Below are 18,126 nucleotides of genomic sequence, written 5' to 3'. Positions count from 1 at the left end.
ACCAAAAATAATTATCAGTAAAACCAGGAGTGTTGGCGCACCCCCGGTTTACCAGCAGCAGGCTGCTGGAGGATAATATTAAAATTGATTACGACAACCAATAAAATTTAATCCTAACCAAATGTATAAAAAGTTTACGGCATTACGATGCGGGAAGAATTCCTGTTGCTCCTTAAAATTCCTCATTATTATGAAACTGAGTTTTATTGTACTGATGGTTGCCTTTTTGCAGGTTAGCGCAACCGGCCTTGCCCAGCAGGTAAGTATCAGTGTAAAGAATGCATCTATTAAGCAGGTTTTTCAGCGATTAACTGAGCGTACCGGCTATACCTTTATTACTGATGCAGAGCTTATAAAAAGTATCAGGCCGCTTAATTTAAAAATGGATAATGTGGCACTGGATGAGGTGTTACACAAATGTTTTGAAGGGCAACGAGTAGAAATATTATTTAATGATGAGTATAAAACGGTAACCATTCGCCGGGGCAGTAAGGCCGCAGTACCTGCGGCTGTACCCATAAGCGGTAAAGTTATGGATGAAAAAGGTGAACCGTTGATAGGAGCCTCCATTATGGTGAAAGGGACCTCAAGTAAAGCAGCCCTTACTAACTCAAAAGGCGAATTTACCATAACGGTAGCAAATGAAAATTCCATACTGGTAGTATCTTATATCGGGTATGTTACACAGGAAATTAGTGTAAAAGGGCGAAGTAATGTATCTGTAATCCTTAAAGTGAACTCACAGGTATTAGATAACGTGATAGTAACCGCGTTGGGTATTAAGCGTGAAGAAAAAGCCCTGGGTTATGCTGTTTCTACTATAAAGGGAGAAGATCTGACAGAGGCGCTATCGAATAACTGGACTGATGCCTTATCCGGAAAAGTTGCAGGACTAAATTTAGTGCGCTCCAACGGCGGGCCAACGGGGTCGATTAAAATTATTTTGAGGGGCGAGAATAATCTTACCGGAGATAATGAGGCGCTTGTTGTGGTAGATGGCGTAGTAATTAACCAGGGGAGCGGTCGCCGTACGGCTATTAGCGGCGAATCGATTAACGGAACTGATGGCGCAAATATGCCGGCCGATTACGGAAGCGGGCTGGATGATATTAATCCCGAAGATATTGAAAGCGTAAGTGTTTTAAAGGGGCCGGGCGCATCAGCACTGTACGGCCAGCGGGGTGCTAATGGCGCCATTATTATTACTACCAAGTCAGGAAATCCCAAAAGGAAAGGTCTTGGAATAACGTTCAGTTCGAATTCGTCTATGGAGGAAGTGAACAGGTGGCCCGACTTTCAATATGAGTACGGGCAGGGATTAGGTGGAGCTTCCTATTACTCGTATAAAGCTTCGGAAGATGGAGCTAACACCAGTAGTACAAGTTCTGCTTATGGACCACGGTTTGAAGGTCAGCTATTTTATCAGTATGATCCGGTAACAAGAGCGCAGGGAACAGAAAGAACACCCTGGGTTCCTTATACCAACCAGATACGCGACTATTTTAATACAGGGCAAACCTTTACTAATTCGGTAAGTATTGATGGCGGAACAGACAAAACTACAGCCAGGTTTTCTGTTACTAATGCAAATAACAAATGGATTATTCCCAATACGGGTTATAAGCGCAATAGTGTTGCTCTGGCTGTAAATTCAAAAGTGAGCGATAAACTGACCATTACTTCTAAAATTAATTATACCAACAAATGGAGCGATAATCTTCCCTCGGTTGGTTATGGTAATCAGGGTATTATGTACTGGACTTTGGCATGGCTACCCAGTGCAGACATAAACTGGTTAAAAAATTATTGGGAATATGGTCAGGAGGGTGTGGCTATACAATACCCGTTTAGCACGCAGCCGCAAAATCCATATGCCATTGCTTATGAATATTTAAACAGTTCTAACCGTTACGGACTTACCGGGAATGTACAGGCTACTTATAACTTCACCAAAGAGCTGAGCTTGCAGCTAAGAACATCCATTGATTTTGTCGAGGAGCAGCGGGCTCAGAAAAGACCTTACGATGCCGGTACCTATTATCAGAAAGGCAGCTACCGTACCCAGTCTATTTTTTCGATGGAACAAAGCAGTGATTTTCTTTTGAAATATGCCAAAAAGATAAGCCGGGAGTTTGATTTGTCTATATCGGCCGGTGGCAGTATGCTGAGAAACAATTATAATAAAGACGAAGTACGGGCCGATTCTCTAATATATCCCGGCGTTTATACCATGGCTAATGCAGCAGGGCCCTTAGATACAAGGCCGTATAGAAGCAAATATGCTATTAACAGCTTCTATGGTTTAGCCTCTTTGGAATACAGAAGATATTTGTATCTGGATTTGACTGCCCGTCAGGACTGGAACAGTGTGCTGGCAACAGCAAACCGCACGGCCAATTCCGGTTTCTTTTATCCTTCGGCCAGTCTGAGCTTTGTAGCATCAGAGCGTTTTCGTTTGCCGGACTATATCAGCTTTGCGAAGTTCCGGGCTTCCGCGTCAGTAGTAGGAAGTGGGGGGACAAGCCCATATCTTACGGCCTTTAATTATGTTTCGCCGGGAAGCGTGTATAGCGGAGCCTTACAGAATCCTTCGTTGCTAGCTAACCCTGATCTGAAGCCCCTGAAAACAACAACATACGAGGTTGGAGCTGACATCAGGTTATTAAAAAGCCGGATAGGCGTTGATGTGGCGCTTTATTCCGGTAACACCAAAGACCAGATCTTACAACGGGTAGCCGATCGCTCGTCGGGATATGCCAAGCTGCTTATTAATGCCGGAAAGATAACCAACAGAGGCATAGAAATAGCGCTAAGCAGCAAACCGGTAATAACCAAAAACTTTAGCTGGGCCTCTAACATGACGTTTTCTGCCAATAAAAACAGGGTGGCGGACCTACCGGATAGCTCTGTTGTGTTGCAAACCGGCATTGCCGGCGGAGGGCAGATTGTGGCTATGGTTGGCGGCAGTATGGATGCCTTATATGGCCGGGGTTTTGTAAGGTCGCCGGATGGACAGATAGTGTATAATGCTACTACCGGTAATGCCTTGATCAGCTCTGATGTACAGTATTTAGGAAATACCATACCCCGCTGGAAAGCCGGATGGAACAATCAGTTCAGGTATAAGCAATTCCGGCTAAATGTGTTGTTTGATGCACAATTTGGTGGGGTAGCCCATTCCATGAGCTATGCTGTATTATCCAGGGCCGGGAAAACAACCAATACTCTGCCCGGAAGGTACAATGGTATTGTTGGTAACGGTGTAATCGACAATGGGGACGGCACCTATCGGAAAAACGATGTTATAGCTTATGATGTTGATGCGTTCTATCAGTCGATGTATGGCGTAGATAATGCCGAGGGCAGTACCTATTCAACCGATTTTGTCAAATTCCGTGAAGCCAGCCTGAATTATACATTTTCAGCCAAACTGGTCAAAAAATTGCGTTTGCAAAAAGCTACCATCGGGATATATGGCCGTGATTTATACATCTGGTCTAAATGGCCAATGTACGACCCTGAATTTGGTACGCTGAGCGGAACGGATATTACGCAGGGTTTTGAAATTGGTCAGTTTCCTTCTACGCGGAACTTTGGTGTTAACCTGGTTATTGGAATTTAAATTTTATACAATGAGAAAGACATACATACTTATGTTGTTAACCGGGATATTTATCCTGGTGCAAGCGGGTTGCACAACAAATTTTGAGGAGATGAATACAGACTCCAATAATACGCCCAATGCACTTCCCCGACAACTTCTGGCGCCAGCGTTGATCAATACCTTGAAATATAATATGATACGGAACCGAAATCTCAACAATGAGCTGATGCAGGTAACGGTTAACATCAGCGATGCGGAAGGATTGGTATTCAGATATGATATACGCGATAACCTGGGACCTTACCTTTGGGATGGCTGGTTCTCGCAGCTAACGAACTTCAAGGATATTTATAGGCTTTCGAGCACAGATCCTAATTATAACAAATCTTATATGGGTATATCGCTCATTTGCCAATCATGGATATATTCCCTGTTAACAGATACCTTTGGCGATGTGCCTTATTTTGACTCCAATAAGGCACGGACAGACAAGGTATATGAGCCGGCTTTTGATAAGCAGAAAGATATCTACCTGGACATTTTTAGTAAGTTGGAAGAAGCCAACACCTTACTGGCAGCCAATACCGCTATTACAGCCGGCAGCGATCCTGTTTTTAGCGGTAATATCAGCCGCTGGCGGAAATTTGGCAATTCGTTATACTTACGGTTATTGCTTCGCTTGTCGGGTAAGGCAGAAGTAGCTGGTGACTGTATCGCGAAGATTAAGCAAATTGTCAATACCGATGCGCCCGCCTATCCGGTAATGGCAGGCAATGATGATTCTGCTATTTTAAGATGGACCGGTATAGCCCCTTACATATCGCCTTATTATACCATCAGGGCAGCAGATTTCAGGGCGCCTGCAATATGCAGTTTCTTTATTGATAACCTGGTGCGTTGGCAGGATCCGCGTATTAATATTACTTATGGAACCGGTGGGGTTAACCGTTGGGGAATAGCGCCATACAGCGGTGAGTTTTTAGGAGTTCCCAGTGGCTATGCACAAGGCCAGGGAGATGCCAAGAAGTCTTATTTTTATTCACTGGATCAAACCGTATCAGGCATAACACCGCCAGCAATCAATCTACAGTCAGAGCCCATGACCGGTATGATCATGAATTATGCCGAATTGCAGTTTATATTGGCAGAGGCGGCAGCAAAAGGCTGGATCAGCGGTTCACCAGAAACGTATTATAATAACGGTACAAAAAGTAGCATTACCTTATGGTTGCCCTCGTGGTCTGTTGATGTTGCAACGTATCTTGCCAATGCCGATATACAATGGGTAGATACCGAGAGCCTGGATGAAAAGATGGAAAAAATTCATCTTCAGAAATATTACAGTCTGTTCCTTACAGATTTACAGCAATGGTTTGAATATCGTCGTACGGGGCATCCTGTTTTACCCAAAGGCAGCGGACTGAAAAATAACGGGATAATGCCAGCCCGGTTAAGGTATCCGGTTTATGTGCAATCGACCAATCCGGCCAATTATAAGTTAGCCATTGCATCTCAGGGACCCGATGCAATTTCTACCCAGGTATGGTGGCAGAAACCATAATTCTTATAAAAGTCAATTAATAATCTCATTAAAATGAAAAAGATTATATTTTACATGGTACTGGCTGTTTCGGTAGCCGCATTATGGTCAGGATGTAAAAAAGGTAGTTTTCCGGGTGCGTCCGTTAGCCCATATATCGCCATATATGATTTGAGAAATATATACAAAGGGCAGGATGTTAAGCTTACAGCCGATAATATGTACGGCTCTGATAAAATTACCGGCATTGTTGTTTCCGACCATTCGGGAGGTAACCTTCCGGCAGGTTTGCTGGTTATGCAAGACAGGCGGCGTTTATCGCAATTAAGAGGTATCTCCATAGCGATAGGATCGGATGCCGGTAATTACAAGCCGGGCGATTCTGTTATAGTTGATATTAGCGGCGGCGTTCTGAAACGTGTGGATGGCATTTTGGAGATTACCGGTATTCCGGCAGCAGCCATCACTAAAGTTTCTTCCTATAATGCTATCCCGGTTAACCGGGTTAACAGTAATCTTATTATTGCCAAGCCCGATAATTATGAAAGTACTCTGGTCGCCATTGTAAAGGGAGGTTTCGATCCGTTACCCATATCTACCGATGTATTTGCCGGTAACAAAACCTTGAACGACGGGTTTGGAAAAATCACGCTGCATACCGAAGCCGGTGCAACCTTTGCCAATGATCCGTTGCCGGGATTAGCCAATTTCTATGGCATCATCTTTAATGCGTATGATGATAATGGTCAACTAGTTCCGCAGCACCGGTTACGGACGAAAGATGACCTGGTTACATTAAGCTCGGATATAAAATCCTGTCCGGTGATTATTACTGGTTTTATGAGCGATGCCTCGAATGCCGTGCATGTTACCGATGCCAACTATGAATACGTACAGCTCATGGCCACACGGGACATTAATTTCTCTCAAACGCCGTTCTCGCTGGTAATTAATAATAATGCCACAGCATCAACGCCAACAGGTTACCCGGCAAACGGCTGGGCAACGGGCGATAAGAGGTCGTTTAAATTTAACCTTACCTCAGGCTTTGCCGCAAAAGGTACGTTCTTTTATGTGGGTGGCTCGTCTAAACTCATCAATGGCCGCGGTTCAGACCCAAGTATGACCAGCGCCAATTGGATAAGGTCATTTGATTACAGTACCACTAATGGCGATGGGTTTGGAACCAAAACAACCAACGTAATGTCAAATGGCGGTGCAGCTTTCGGTATAGCGGTGTTTGAGGGTACTAACGTAACGGCAGCCTCCAAACCTATGGATGTAGTTTGGGTAGGAAGCGCTGGTAATATATACACAGCAGGCCCGCCGGTTAAGGGCTACCGTATTGCCAATACCGATTATTACGACGAGGTAGATCCTATCACATTAGCCGAACAGCCATTTTTTAGATCCGGCTCTAATACACAAAGCTTTCCTTATAATCCTACTGCAGGCGTTGGCGCCTTTAATATGCTGGGTGGTACGTACAATCCTGTTTTAGGCAGGTGGACTAAGGCCCGGGTTCAAACCTTCGTGCTGTTAGGGCTGAACTCTACGCTAAGTGATATTGAAACGGGTAAAATTACAACGCTGGAAGAATGATGTGGCGTAAAATAACCGCGATGATAGACTTACGAAGGTTTGAAACCTTGATAAGTCTTAAAAACAGTGTTGCACTGATAATTATTGGACTTCTATTAGTTGTTGGTGCAAACCAGGCTTATGCACAGCAGCCCAAAACGCTGAAAATCATATCGTATAATGTTTACGATTGCTTTCAGGGCAGCGAGCAGATAAAAGCATTGTTTGCCGATTGGACAGGACAGCAAAAGCCTGATGTAATTGCGTTTCAGGAGATTAAAAACTACACCGAAGATAGTTTTAACGCCTTTGCAACACAATTGGGCTTCCCATACAGTGCCTTACAGCGAGAGAAAGGCCATTCCGTTGCTTTTATGTCCAGGTTTCCAATTACCGAAGTGCAAAAAATAACCAAAGGAATGCAGCACGGTTATATGTCGGCCAAAATACTAAACTACCGTATGGTAGTGGTGCACCTGGCTCCGTTTACGTGGCAGCAGCGCAACAGGGAAATGGACAGCCTGATTAATTACTTGCATAAATTTAAGAAAGAGCAGGTGCTGGTCATGGGCGATTTTAATAATATGTCGCCGGCAGACAGTACGGTATACGGGCCGGAAAAGATACGGATGATGGAAGATACCGAAAAAAAGGTTGAACGCATCCGGAATTTAAGAGATGGCCATATAGACTATGTACCCATGCAAAAGATATTAAGTCAGGATTTCGTTGATACGTGGCGTATATTTCATAACACTTACGAAAAAAGCGCCCCAAGCCAGGTTAAAAGCCACAATAACTTTACCCGTATTGATTACATACTGGTAAATAAAGAGATGCAAAAGCGGTGTCTGGATGCCTATATGATTAAAGATACGGCGACAAACCGCATATCCGACCATTATCCGCAAGTATTGATACTGAGAAATTGAGATTGACAGCTAACAGCTAACGACTAACAACTAATGACTAACAAGCTATGAACAAAAACACTTATAGACTCATCATCGCTATGCTCGGGCTTCTTTTTGCCCATGGAGCAATGGCACAGTTTATTTATAAACCGGCAACCGAATTAACCCTCGGAGGGAAAATGATGCCTACTCAAAATCCTTTTCACAGAGTAGATACTGTTGATCATCCTGATCTTCCGGCAAGAATGAAACAATTGTTTACTCACGGTACCGGGATGTACATTGCATTTAAGACTAACAGTACCGCTATTTCCGCGAAATGGTGTGTAACAGCGGCAAGGCCATTGCCGTATTTAACCCCGATTGCAAATAAAGGCTTCGATATCTATGTAAAAAAACAGGGTAAATGGCAATTTGCTGGCGTGGCAGCACCAACCGGCATTTGCTCAACCAAGACCCTTGTAGAGAATATGGAGGAAGGTGAAAAGGAGTTTATCATGTACTTGCCTGTTTATGATGAAATCCGAAGTCTGGAAATTGGCGTAAAGCCAGGGGCTATCATAGAACCCATACCAGAACCCTTTAAGAAACGGGTGTTGATTTATGGTTCCAGTATTGTGCAGGGAGCAGGAACAAGTAGACCGGGTATGGCCTATCCGGCGCAATTATCCCGGCAAACCGGACTGAATTTTATCAATTTTGGATTGAGCGGTATGGCTAAAATGGAAAAGGAAGTGGCCGATATTGTAGCTTCTGTAGATGCCGATGCCTATATTCTGGATTGTGTGCCCAATTCTGCCCCATCAGAAATTAAGGAGCGGACAAAATACCTGCTTCAAACCATCCGGGAAAAACACCCTAAGGCACCGATAATAGTGATGCAAAGTGTTATCAGGGAAAGTAGTTACGTTAATCAGCGGGTTGCAAAATATGTTAGGGATCAAAATACGATGATAGATAGGGAAACAATGAGCCTTACCAATAAAGGCATGAAGGATGTTTATTTCATTACATCAGAAAAGTTTATTGGCGATGATCATGAGGGCTCTATAGACGGCACACACCCGAATGACCTCGGGTATTACCGCATGGCCACATTTCTTAATGGAGAGCTAACCAAAATTTTGAAAAAGTACAATATCAACTAATAAAAATTAACGTGTAATCTAAAAGCAAAAATTATGAAAAAGTTAATTACTATTCTAGCATTGAGCATTTTTGTTCTAAACGCACATAGCCAGATTATTATTACCGGGTTTATGCCAAGCCCTAAAAGAACAAGCGCAAATTTAGAGCGAAATTATGAATACATACAGCTCATGGCCACGCAGGATATTACTTTTGGCACAGGAGCAAACAGCTATACCGTGGTGATCTGTAGAAACGGTGGTGTGCAAGCTGAAGGCTGGGCAAGGGCCGATCAGGTACATTCCTTCGCCCTTACCTCGGGTACCGTACAAAAAGGCGAGTACTTTTATATCGGCGGAACCGAGAAGATAATCGCTGGGGCTGTTACCGTAAGTGGCAATACGGTTAAAAGTACAGATATCAGCGAAACTGCCCCTATACAGGCCAACCGGGCAAAATGGATAAGCGTTCACGATTATGTTGCCCAGGCAGGCGATGTAGTGGGCAATACAATAGCGTCAACAGGCGATATGATACAGGGCTGGACAACCGGTACAAGCAGCAATAATGATAATGCCGATGGTATAGCCGTTTTTGCCGGAGCAACGGTAACAGCAACCACAGTGCCAATAGACGTGGTTTTCTATGGCAGTAAAATCGGCTCTGCTGCTGCAAGAACCGTTAGTGGCAACTTTGCCGGTTACAGGCTTCCCGTAAAAAATGATTATTACGATGGTACAACCGATCAGTATTATGGTCAGGGAGCAAATACATTCTTTTTTAATCCAACCGGTATGACGCCTACTGTTAATGGTGTCGATAATGGCATATTTTTTAAGCTCGAAGGCGAGTATGATCCTTCAGCAAATACATGGACTAGCCCAAGGACATTAAAGCTGATAGATCTATACAATAATGGGAACTGGGGGGTATTGGCGGATATAGAACAGAATGTTACATTACCTGTAACTATCTCGTCCTTTACAGCTGCTTATCAAAAGCAAACCGGTGAAATTCAGTTAGAATGGAAAACCGCTTCTGAACATAATAATGCCCGTTTTGATATTTACCGGGCATCGGCTAATAAAGATTTTAAATTAATTGGTAATAAAACCGGCAGCGGAACAACCAATGTAGAAACAAGCTATAGTTTTACCGATCGTAATCCGTTGGCTGGCACCAATTATTATAAGCTGGTGCAGGTAGATGCCGACGGGAAATCTGCCGAATACGAAAAAATTGTGGCCGTTAAAACCGGTTTGAGTAGTAATGCTATTGTAGTAAATAGTAGTGACCAAAACGTCACTGTATTTTATAAAGACATAGCCGATACAAAGGGAAGTGTTGAAATAGCCGATGTGCTTGGTCGCAAACTGTTTAAGCAAACCGTATTAATAGACGGTAATAGCCTGAATTTGCCCATATCCTTACAAAAAGGGATATATGTGCTGTCGTTAAATACCGAAGCAGGACATTATACAGTCAAGTTCAGCAGGTAAGCAATCTGATAGATAATTAAGATGGGTGTCTGAAAAGTCTGGTATAATCATCCTGTCCATAGGGCTCCTTTGGAGAGCCTGTCGAAGCATTGGTTCATAGTGGCTACAGACGCCTTTCTCGAGACTTCGGGTCAGCTGGGCTGTAAATTGATGGCTTTGTCGACTTCTCAGACACTCTCGTATCTACCCTAGCGCTTACTTAATAATGTTAGTTTAAAACATCATGATTTACATAAGAAAACTTTGCGGTATAAGCTTATTATTAGCGGCAATACTGCCGGCCTGCAAAAAAAAGGAATCGTCATCTGTTTCGTTAAGCCTGCCGCACGAAATTACACTGACTGTAGGCCAGGAAAAGCAGCTCGATGCAGGTACGGGACAGGTAAGCTGGAGCTCGTCAGACCCTACCGTGGTCACCGTAAGCAGCACAGGTTTGGTAAACGCACAAAAAACAGGTACAGCAGATATTAAGGTAACCGCCGGACAATCGTCGTCTACCTGTAAGGTAAGCGTTATCGTCGGTAATGATCCCTTGTCACTGAGTCCATTAGGTCAGCCATACTCCGGTGCACTGGTTTATAGTGCCAATGTGTTATTGAAAGCCACTACCAGCGTAATGCAATGTTTTGATTTGGATAGACAGGGGAATATTTACTATTCACAGCTCGGGCAGCCCAATAGCTATGAGGTAGGTAGAACCAAAGTGCATGAGCTGTATGTGATCAAAGGCCAGCCGAACACAGCAACGGGCAATGATTATATGACCCTAAAATATTTCGGGCATGGTGGCGGCATGGTAATGGAAGAAGACAATGGCCAGCAATACGTATGGATCAACAGTAACGCTACAAAAAATGCGTTGGTAACCGGATTTGAATATAATTATTCAAGGACGATATCGCGGATAAAATACGAGGCCGGGAAAGTATATGGAGACGGTTATGGCGGAGATACCTATTTTCTGGATAAGGCAGATCTGTTCAATTTTAACCCTGCCATTGATGCAAAGAATAAATTGTTGTGTGTTAATGCCACTCAAAGCGGCGGCGCACGTTATTTCTATACCTACAACCTCGATGATGTAAAGAAGCTTCCTTTAGAAACATTTAATGTTTCGGTAAAAATTGGCGGTGAAGAAGCCGGGATTAGCGAGCAAACGGTGAATAGGAGCATACAGGGCAGGAACCTGTCAAAGGCAAAGCCGGTGGGTTCATTTTTTGTACCTAAGGGAAGCAGTTTGGCTGCTGATGTAAACTCATACAGCTTTCAGGGCTTCGATATCGATGGCGATTATATTTACTTCCTTGAGGGCGTTGGTAACAGCAATAATATTGATAACGGCCCATCCAATACGTATGTAACCGTTTTTAATCTTCAGGGGAAATTAATACGGCCCCGGGCCAAAGTAATGGCCATTGCCAATATTGCTACGCTTAATGCTGCCGGCATAACAAGCTCGGGGTATATGGAGCCCGAAGGCATCAAAGTAAAAGACGACAAGCTGTATATCGCCTTTGCTTCACGCAGCAAACCAGGCGTTTCTGATAATTATTGCCGGGCCAATATATGGCGGTATGATGGTGTACAATAATAGTAAAAGTGAAAAGTTGAGCGTTAAAAGTCTAAACAACTAACCAACCAAAAAACGAATAATAAAAAAACAATGATAAATAAATTAATCAAAATCAGCTTATTCCTGGGCTTTGTAGCCCTTTCGGGCGATATATGCGCCCAGAGCAGCCAGCGTTTTGAAACGGCGCTTGCAGCATTGAAAAAAAACTCCCGGAGCTACGTATTGGTTACTGCACATCGTGGTGATTGGCGTGAAGCCCCCGAAAATTCCTTACAGGCATTGCTCAACAGTATTAAAATAGGAGTTGATGTTTTTGAGTGCGATCTGGCTGAAACCAAAGACGGCAGAATAGTGCTGATGCACGATAAGACCATTGATCGTACCATGACCGGCAAGGGCAAACCCGAAGATTATACCCTAAAGGAGCTAAAGGCCATGTTCCTGAAGGCAGGGCAGGGGCATAAAACGCTGCACAAAATACCTACACTCGATCAAATACTCGACAGCGCAAAAAACAGGATACTGATAGATATAGACAAAGGCTACCCATACTTCCAGAAGGTATTACCTATGCTGCAAAAACGAAATATGACCCACCAGGTGCTTTATAATGTGGAAGATAATACACCCTTACAAGATATATTGGCTGCAAATCCAAATATTCCATCTGAAATGTTTCTGGTTGTGGTGGTCAATATGGAAAAGCCCAATGCAAAAGAAGTGATTGAGAGCTACAAAAACCGTCCCAACAGCATTATTCAGACTATTTTTAAGCAAGATACACTGGGCATAGTACAAACAATACCCGAAATCAGGAAAACCAACAGCGTTTGGATGAACGCTCTGTGGCCCGATCATAACGGCGGCCACGACGACGATAAAGCGGTAGAGAAAAACCAACCTGATGAAACATGGGGCTGGCTGGTAAAACAGGGTGCTAACATCATACAAACCGACCGGCCGAGAAACCTCATCAGTTATTTAGAGAAAACGGGGAAGCATTCTTTGGGCAGTAAAAAATGAGTATTAAACAAATCATATCGTTTTTTGCGCCTGAACCGCCTCGTGCATTAGATGAACAGGAATTACCCGAACACAGGCAGGTACGGATGAAAATGTTGCGTTTGCAGGTTTTCTTATCCGCAACATTTGGGTACGGTTTCTACTATGTATGCCGGTTAAGCCTTAACGTTATCAAAAAACCGCTGATAGACCATCACATACTTACCGAAACCCAACTGGGCATTGTTGGCTCAGCCCTGTTTTTCTCGTATGCAGTTGGCAAATTTGTAAACGGATTCCTGGTAGACAGGAGTAACATCAGGAGGTTTATGGCATTAGGCCTGTTCGTTTCAGCCATTATCAACCTTAGCATGGGATTTATCGATTCTTTTGTACTATTTGTAGTGCTTTGGGGCGTTAACGGATGGTTCCAGAGTATGGGCGCACCACCTGCCATCGTGTCCATGTCACGTTGGTTCAATAATAAAGAACGCGGAACCTATTACGGCTTTTTTAGCGCCAGCCATAATATAGGTGAAGCCTTTACCTATATCTTTACCGCATTGCTGGTATCCTATGCCGGGTGGCAATGGGGATTTGTCGGGGCATTTATAGCCGGTATTTTAGGTGTGATTATCGTACTTTTGTGGCTTCACGATTCTCCTGAGGCCAAAGGCCTGCCACCTGTAATGGTTTCAGCCACCAAAAAAGATATCGGTAAGCTCCAGTTAGAAGTATTAAAAACTCCGGCTATTTGGATTCTGGCCATTTCAAGCTCGCTGATGTACGTAAGCCGTTATGCCATTACAAGCTGGGGGATGTTATTTCTGCAGGAACATAGAGGTTATGGTGCTGTACATGCCAGCTTTATTATATCCATAAGTTCTATCAGCGGGATATTCGGCAATATATTTTCAGGCTGGGTAAGCGATAAATTCTTCAACAGTTCGCGAAATATCCCGGCATTTATTTTTGGAGTATTAAATACCCTTTCAATTGCCCTGTTTTTACTTATTCCAATTGGATATGAATGGGTAGAATATATAGCAATGGTAGTTTTTGGATTCTCTATCGGCGTTCTTATTTGTTACCTGGCAGGTTTAATGGCAGTAGATATCGTACCCAAACGCGTTAGCGGAGCAGCCATAGGCGTAGTTGGTGTTGCCAGCTATATAGGGGCAGGACTACAGGATATTGTGAGCGGCATGTTAATAGAATCAGGCAAAACAGTTCAGGGAAATGTAGTAAACTATAATTTTGCACCAGTACTGTTTTTCTGGATAGGAGCAGCGTTATTGTCTGTTATTTTGTGTCTGCTAATATGGAATGTGAAACCAAAAGAGGAGTAACCCTATATCCAAACATTCCTAGTCAATAAAGTCAGTGGGTTTTTCAGCAGGAATTCCTGGAAGAGCTGTCACGTGTCCGTGAAACTATCACAGAAACCGTGCTGCATTGCGATTCCGGTTCACGCATTGAGAATTATATCCGCTTTCACCAGGCAGGGTTGACCCGCTGCTCAGATCAGGTGTACGGTACATTGAACGGAAACCCGGAAAAGCAGAAGCACATCGTGGTTATGTTCGATTAGGGCTAGGGTTATGGTTATGGGTTGTAGCTATCCTATGATCTTCTCAACCTTATCCTCACCCTCACTTAAATCACCTTCTCCAGATCCCGGCGTGGTGGGCCGGTCAGCACATGACCGTTCAGGTCGAACCGGCCGCCATGGCAGGGGCAGTCCCAGCTTTTTTCTGCCGGGTTAAAATGCACTATGCAGCGGGCATGGGTACAAACCGGGTTTAAGGCACTGATCTTTCCCTGTTTATCCTTATAAATCGCCAGTTGTTCGCCCTGGTACTTGACGATTGTTCCCTCTTCTTTAGGAAGCGATTTCAGTGATTCCAACGCATCGGGCGAAAGGCGATCGGCAAGGAAATGATACGCCACATCCGCATTCTCCTTAACAAACGCCTCGAAAGAAGCCAGTGGTTTGATCCGTGAAGGCTTGAGCAGCTCCGCATACGGATTCTTCTTCCCGCAAAGCGTATCCGCCAGTATCCTGGCCGCCAGCGTGCCGAACGTTATACCATTTCCGTTATAGCCGGTAGCGATATAGGTATTATCCTCACCGCCGGGCAACTGACCGATATATGGGAGGCCATCGGCAGGAACATAGTATTGTGACGACCATTTGTAGGCCACCGAGGCCACATGATAATACTGGCGGGCATAAGCTTCTAATTGTTCAAACGCTTTTTCAGGATCGCCGTGACCGGTTTTATGGTCTTCGCCGCCAAGCAGCAGGTATTTCTGCCCGTCTATTTCATGCGTTCTGAAATAATGATAAGGCTCTTTCATATCATAGGCCAGGCAGGAAGGGTAATTGTCATCCTTTAACCGGATGCCTAAAACATAGCTGCGGTATGGCGCACAGGTTAAGTCCATGATGTTGATACCTGGCGGAAGATGCGTGGCGAATACCAGGTTCTTTGCCTGTATTTGAACGGTGCTGTTGCCTGCGATATGGATGCCGTTTTCCAGCTTATGTTCGCTTACAGGCGTATGTTCCAGTAGCACTCCGCCCAGCTTTACAAATTCCCCGGCCAGCCGGTACAGGTATTTTAGCGGGTGAAACTGTCCCTGTCCGGGAAAAAGGAGCGCTTTGGTGAATGGAACAGGTACGCCGTTTTCGGCAGTCTGCTTTACGCGGATACCGGCCTTTGCCGACGCGTCGCGTATGGAGGCCAGTTCTTTATCTTCCTTTTCATCCTGCGAAAACAGGAACGCGTCTTTATATTCCAGATCACAATCAATATTGTATTTTTCAATCAGGCTGGTGATGATTTTGAAAGCTTCTTTACCGGCTTTAGCAACCAGCTTAGCGGCACCTTCGCCAAAATCGCTTTCAATTTCGGGATAAGTAGCGTCGAAAAAAGTATTTAAGTGAGCGCTGGTACCGCCGGTAGTGCCGAACCCTGGGATATGCGCTTCGGCCAGGATTACCTTTTTACCGCGTTGCTGCAATAGCAAGGCCGTAGTAACACCGGTGATGCCGCCACCGATAACCAGTACATCATAAATAGCTTCAGGGTTATGGATGGCTTGTGCTTTGGGGTTATCAAACGGCCCTTTTTGCCAGGGACTGGGGTTTGAACTGTCGCGGGGAAGGTTCTTCCTTCCGGAGGTTGTTGTTTTTTCTTTCATAGGTGGGGCAGATGAGTAACCTGTTTAACATGTTATACAGGATAATTGTTTAAGCGCCATGTTGAGCAAACTTTTGACGGTATCCCCGGTTAGTTTAACAGGGTATCTGTTAATCAATCTGTTATGAAAACAGCAAATATTATTTCCGGAGGAGTAGTTGGCACAACGGCAATGACCCTGTTCTCCTACCTGGTTTCGGCACATAAGCATAAAAATTTTAAAGAGCCGCTGGTGCTTTCGCAGTTAACCAAAAAATTAATGCCGGCATTACGTAATGAATATTGCCACACTGCCGGCTGGGCGATGCATTACGGCGCAGGCATTGCGTTTACGGGCGCATACAGTTATTTGTGGGAAAACAAAAACGTGCGGCCCGGCTTAAAAAATGCGTTGCTGCTGGGCGCTGTCAATGGTGTATTGGCTGTAGGCGTCTGGAAATCAGTCTTCAGGATGCATCCTAATCCACCGGCTATACATTTTAATCGTTATTACGGCCATCTGGTAATGGCTCACCTCGTGTTTGCTACGTTTGCCACAATGGGCTATCATGCGCTTGAATCATACCGCTGTCGCGATAAGCGTCAGGTTCATCCAGGTGCAGTACCCGGGGACGGGACTTCGTGAAGAAACGAAGTTGCCTGCCGCATAATCCAGGTAAACACCGTATTAATACCTGCATGGTTTCAGAAAGTACCTGTTTTGCCTTTAATCATAAACCCTCTTACGCGATTGGTGTTATTCCAATAATCATCTACCTGCAAACATCTACCTATGGAAAACAACTTTAGCAGCACTGGTACTCAGAGAGCAGCAGTGCCAAATCAGCAGCCCAACACGCCGGGCAATGGCCCACGGAACCCGGATGAAGACAATCAAAAGAATAATAACGGTGAGCCTGACACCAGCCCGGAGCAATTGGATACTGATAGCTATCTGGAACGGGTGCATGAAGCAGATCCGGATGATATTGAAGAGGAATCGCAATACCAGGACATAGAAAGTGCCGGTAAAAACAGTGCCGAGCAGGATGCCGGTTTAGAATCAGATACTGGCGGTAAAAATCCGGATAACGAAGACCTGTATAAATAACAGGCGTAAAACTTTACGTTAGATTTGAGCAGGTGATGTCTCTATTGCCTACTTAATGTTCAGCTTTTTGCCGGAACACTTTCGGCGAAACGCCGTTTTTCTTCCTGAAGGCCCTGGAGAAATAAAAAGCCGATTCAAAGCCGGTTTGATAAGCGATTTCGTTTACAGATAACGCGGTAGAAAGCAACAGATCTTTGGCCTTGTTTAATTTCAGGTTGAGATGGTACTGGTTGGGCGATTGTCCGGTAATAGCTTTAAAAGCCTTTCTGAATCTGGAATACCCCATTGGCAGCTGCTGTGCCAGTTGTTCAACATTGACCCAGCTCTCCAGCGATTCCTGCAACAGGAATTTCGCCTTGTTAATGAGCTGCTCGGTAGGGTCAAAGCTTAATTTTTCATGCGATGCAACGGCTTGTACCAGCCCCAGTATCTGCAAGGTAATGCCCGAAATGATCTGGTGATATCCGGCAGGAGCTGCCTGTATGATTTGAATAAGCTTTTGGAAAAGCCCCAGCAGCATTTCATTTGGGCCCGTCCGGATAAAAGGTTGTTCTGGAGTGAAAAACCGATTCATCATGTCATCGGGATAGCTGCCTTTAAATCCCACCCAGTATTCTTCCCAGCCCGAACGGGTATTCGGTTTATAACGATGCCATACACCCGGAAACAGCAGGAAACAGGTGCCTGCCGATATGTTCCGGGTTCCGGTTAATTCCGAATCAAAAATACCCTCACCCTGTGTGATAAATACCAGGTAATAGCCATGAAGCATACGCCCTTTGTTCCAGGTAAACGAATGGTCGTCCGGGTGGATCCGGTTGTCGGGGTAAACCTGATTCGTGTCAATTCTGGAATGCCCTGCCGTTAATACGTAAAACCCCCATTGTTTTTCCAATTCGGTTATAGTGAGGTACTTGCTGTAGTTTTTGTCCATATCTTAACGATAAGTAAACAAAGTAATGCGCTATATAAATGTCAAAAAGTGCATA

Annotated in this window: 14 protein-coding genes; 12 read left to right on the top strand and 2 right to left on the bottom strand. The window is 44.4% G+C overall.

Translation table 11 applies throughout. The features are described from left to right. Positions 1-190 precede the first annotated feature (190 nt). From FW774_RS08015 to FW774_RS20390, 10 genes are all read left to right on the top strand, one after another. On the top strand, positions 191-3,622 hold the full coding sequence (locus tag FW774_RS08015; protein WP_187774855.1) for a SusC/RagA family TonB-linked outer membrane protein: 3,432 nt from the start codon (positions 191-193) through the stop codon (positions 3,620-3,622). Between the two features lie 10 nt (positions 3,623-3,632). Then, the gene (locus tag FW774_RS08010; RefSeq protein ID WP_149347645.1) at positions 3,633-5,165 is read left to right on the top strand and encodes a SusD/RagB family nutrient-binding outer membrane lipoprotein; all 1,533 of its coding nucleotides are present in this window, start codon (positions 3,633-3,635) and stop codon (positions 5,163-5,165) included. Positions 5,166-5,198: 33 nt separating this feature from the next. Then, positions 5,199-6,746, top strand: a complete 1,548-nt coding sequence (locus FW774_RS08005; protein WP_149347644.1) for a DUF5689 domain-containing protein — start codon at positions 5,199-5,201, stop codon at positions 6,744-6,746. Next, positions 6,743-7,657 (top strand): endonuclease/exonuclease/phosphatase family protein, encoded by a 915-nt coding sequence (locus FW774_RS08000; protein ID WP_149347643.1) that lies wholly within the window; start codon positions 6,743-6,745, stop codon positions 7,655-7,657. Before FW774_RS08005 ends, FW774_RS08000 begins: the two co-directional genes overlap by 4 nt. Positions 7,658-7,704: 47 nt before the next feature. Further along, positions 7,705-8,787, top strand: a complete 1,083-nt coding sequence (locus tag FW774_RS07995) for an SGNH/GDSL hydrolase family protein (RefSeq protein ID WP_197739816.1) — start codon at positions 7,705-7,707, stop codon at positions 8,785-8,787. A 33-nt stretch (positions 8,788-8,820) separates the two neighbouring features. Continuing rightward, positions 8,821-10,266, top strand: coding sequence for a T9SS type A sorting domain-containing protein (locus FW774_RS07990; RefSeq protein WP_149347642.1), 1,446 nt, complete (start codon positions 8,821-8,823; stop codon positions 10,264-10,266). Positions 10,267-10,489: 223 nt separating this feature from the next. Next, positions 10,490-11,857: an Ig-like domain-containing protein gene (locus FW774_RS07985; protein ID WP_149347641.1), complete on the top strand. Its 1,368-nt coding sequence runs from the start codon at positions 10,490-10,492 to the stop codon at positions 11,855-11,857. A gap of 72 nt (positions 11,858-11,929) precedes the next feature. Further along, positions 11,930-12,862 (top strand): glycerophosphodiester phosphodiesterase family protein, encoded by a 933-nt coding sequence (locus FW774_RS07980; RefSeq protein WP_149347640.1) that lies wholly within the window; start codon positions 11,930-11,932, stop codon positions 12,860-12,862. Continuing rightward, positions 12,859-14,190, top strand: coding sequence for an MFS transporter (locus tag FW774_RS07975; protein WP_149347639.1), 1,332 nt, complete (start codon positions 12,859-12,861; stop codon positions 14,188-14,190). Before FW774_RS07980 ends, FW774_RS07975 begins: the two co-directional genes overlap by 4 nt. Before the next feature lie 98 nt (positions 14,191-14,288). Continuing rightward, positions 14,289-14,432 carry a hypothetical protein gene (locus FW774_RS20390; RefSeq protein ID WP_187774854.1) on the top strand — a complete coding sequence of 48 codons (144 nt, stop codon included), beginning with the start codon at positions 14,289-14,291 and terminating at the stop codon, positions 14,430-14,432. Between the two features lie 65 nt (positions 14,433-14,497). On the opposite strand, the gene FW774_RS07970 is transcribed toward FW774_RS20390, so the two are convergent. Next, the gene (locus tag FW774_RS07970; protein WP_149347638.1) at positions 14,498-16,048 is read right to left on the bottom strand and encodes an FAD-dependent oxidoreductase; all 1,551 of its coding nucleotides are present in this window, start codon (positions 16,046-16,048) and stop codon (positions 14,498-14,500) included. 123 nt (positions 16,049-16,171) lie between these two features. On the opposite strand from FW774_RS07970, the gene FW774_RS07965 reads away from it, so the two are divergent. Together FW774_RS07965 and FW774_RS07960 are read left to right on the top strand one after the other, a co-directional pair. Next, positions 16,172-16,672 carry a hypothetical protein gene (locus FW774_RS07965; protein ID WP_149347637.1) on the top strand — a complete coding sequence of 167 codons (501 nt, stop codon included), beginning with the start codon at positions 16,172-16,174 and terminating at the stop codon, positions 16,670-16,672. Between the two features lie 147 nt (positions 16,673-16,819). Continuing rightward, positions 16,820-17,137, top strand: a complete 318-nt coding sequence (locus FW774_RS07960; RefSeq protein WP_149347636.1) for a hypothetical protein — start codon at positions 16,820-16,822, stop codon at positions 17,135-17,137. A 52-nt stretch (positions 17,138-17,189) separates the two neighbouring features. On the opposite strand, the gene FW774_RS07955 is transcribed toward FW774_RS07960, so the two are convergent. Further along, positions 17,190-18,071, bottom strand: coding sequence for a helix-turn-helix domain-containing protein (locus FW774_RS07955; protein WP_149347635.1), 882 nt, complete (start codon positions 18,069-18,071; stop codon positions 17,190-17,192). Between the last annotated feature and the right edge of the window lie 55 nt (positions 18,072-18,126).

The organism is Pedobacter sp. BS3 (assembly GCF_008274585.1).
Classification (GTDB): Bacteria; Bacteroidota; Bacteroidia; order Sphingobacteriales; family Sphingobacteriaceae; genus Hufsiella_A.
Note: the sequence above shows the minus strand (reverse complement) of the source record. Positions and strands in the feature narration are given on the sequence as shown.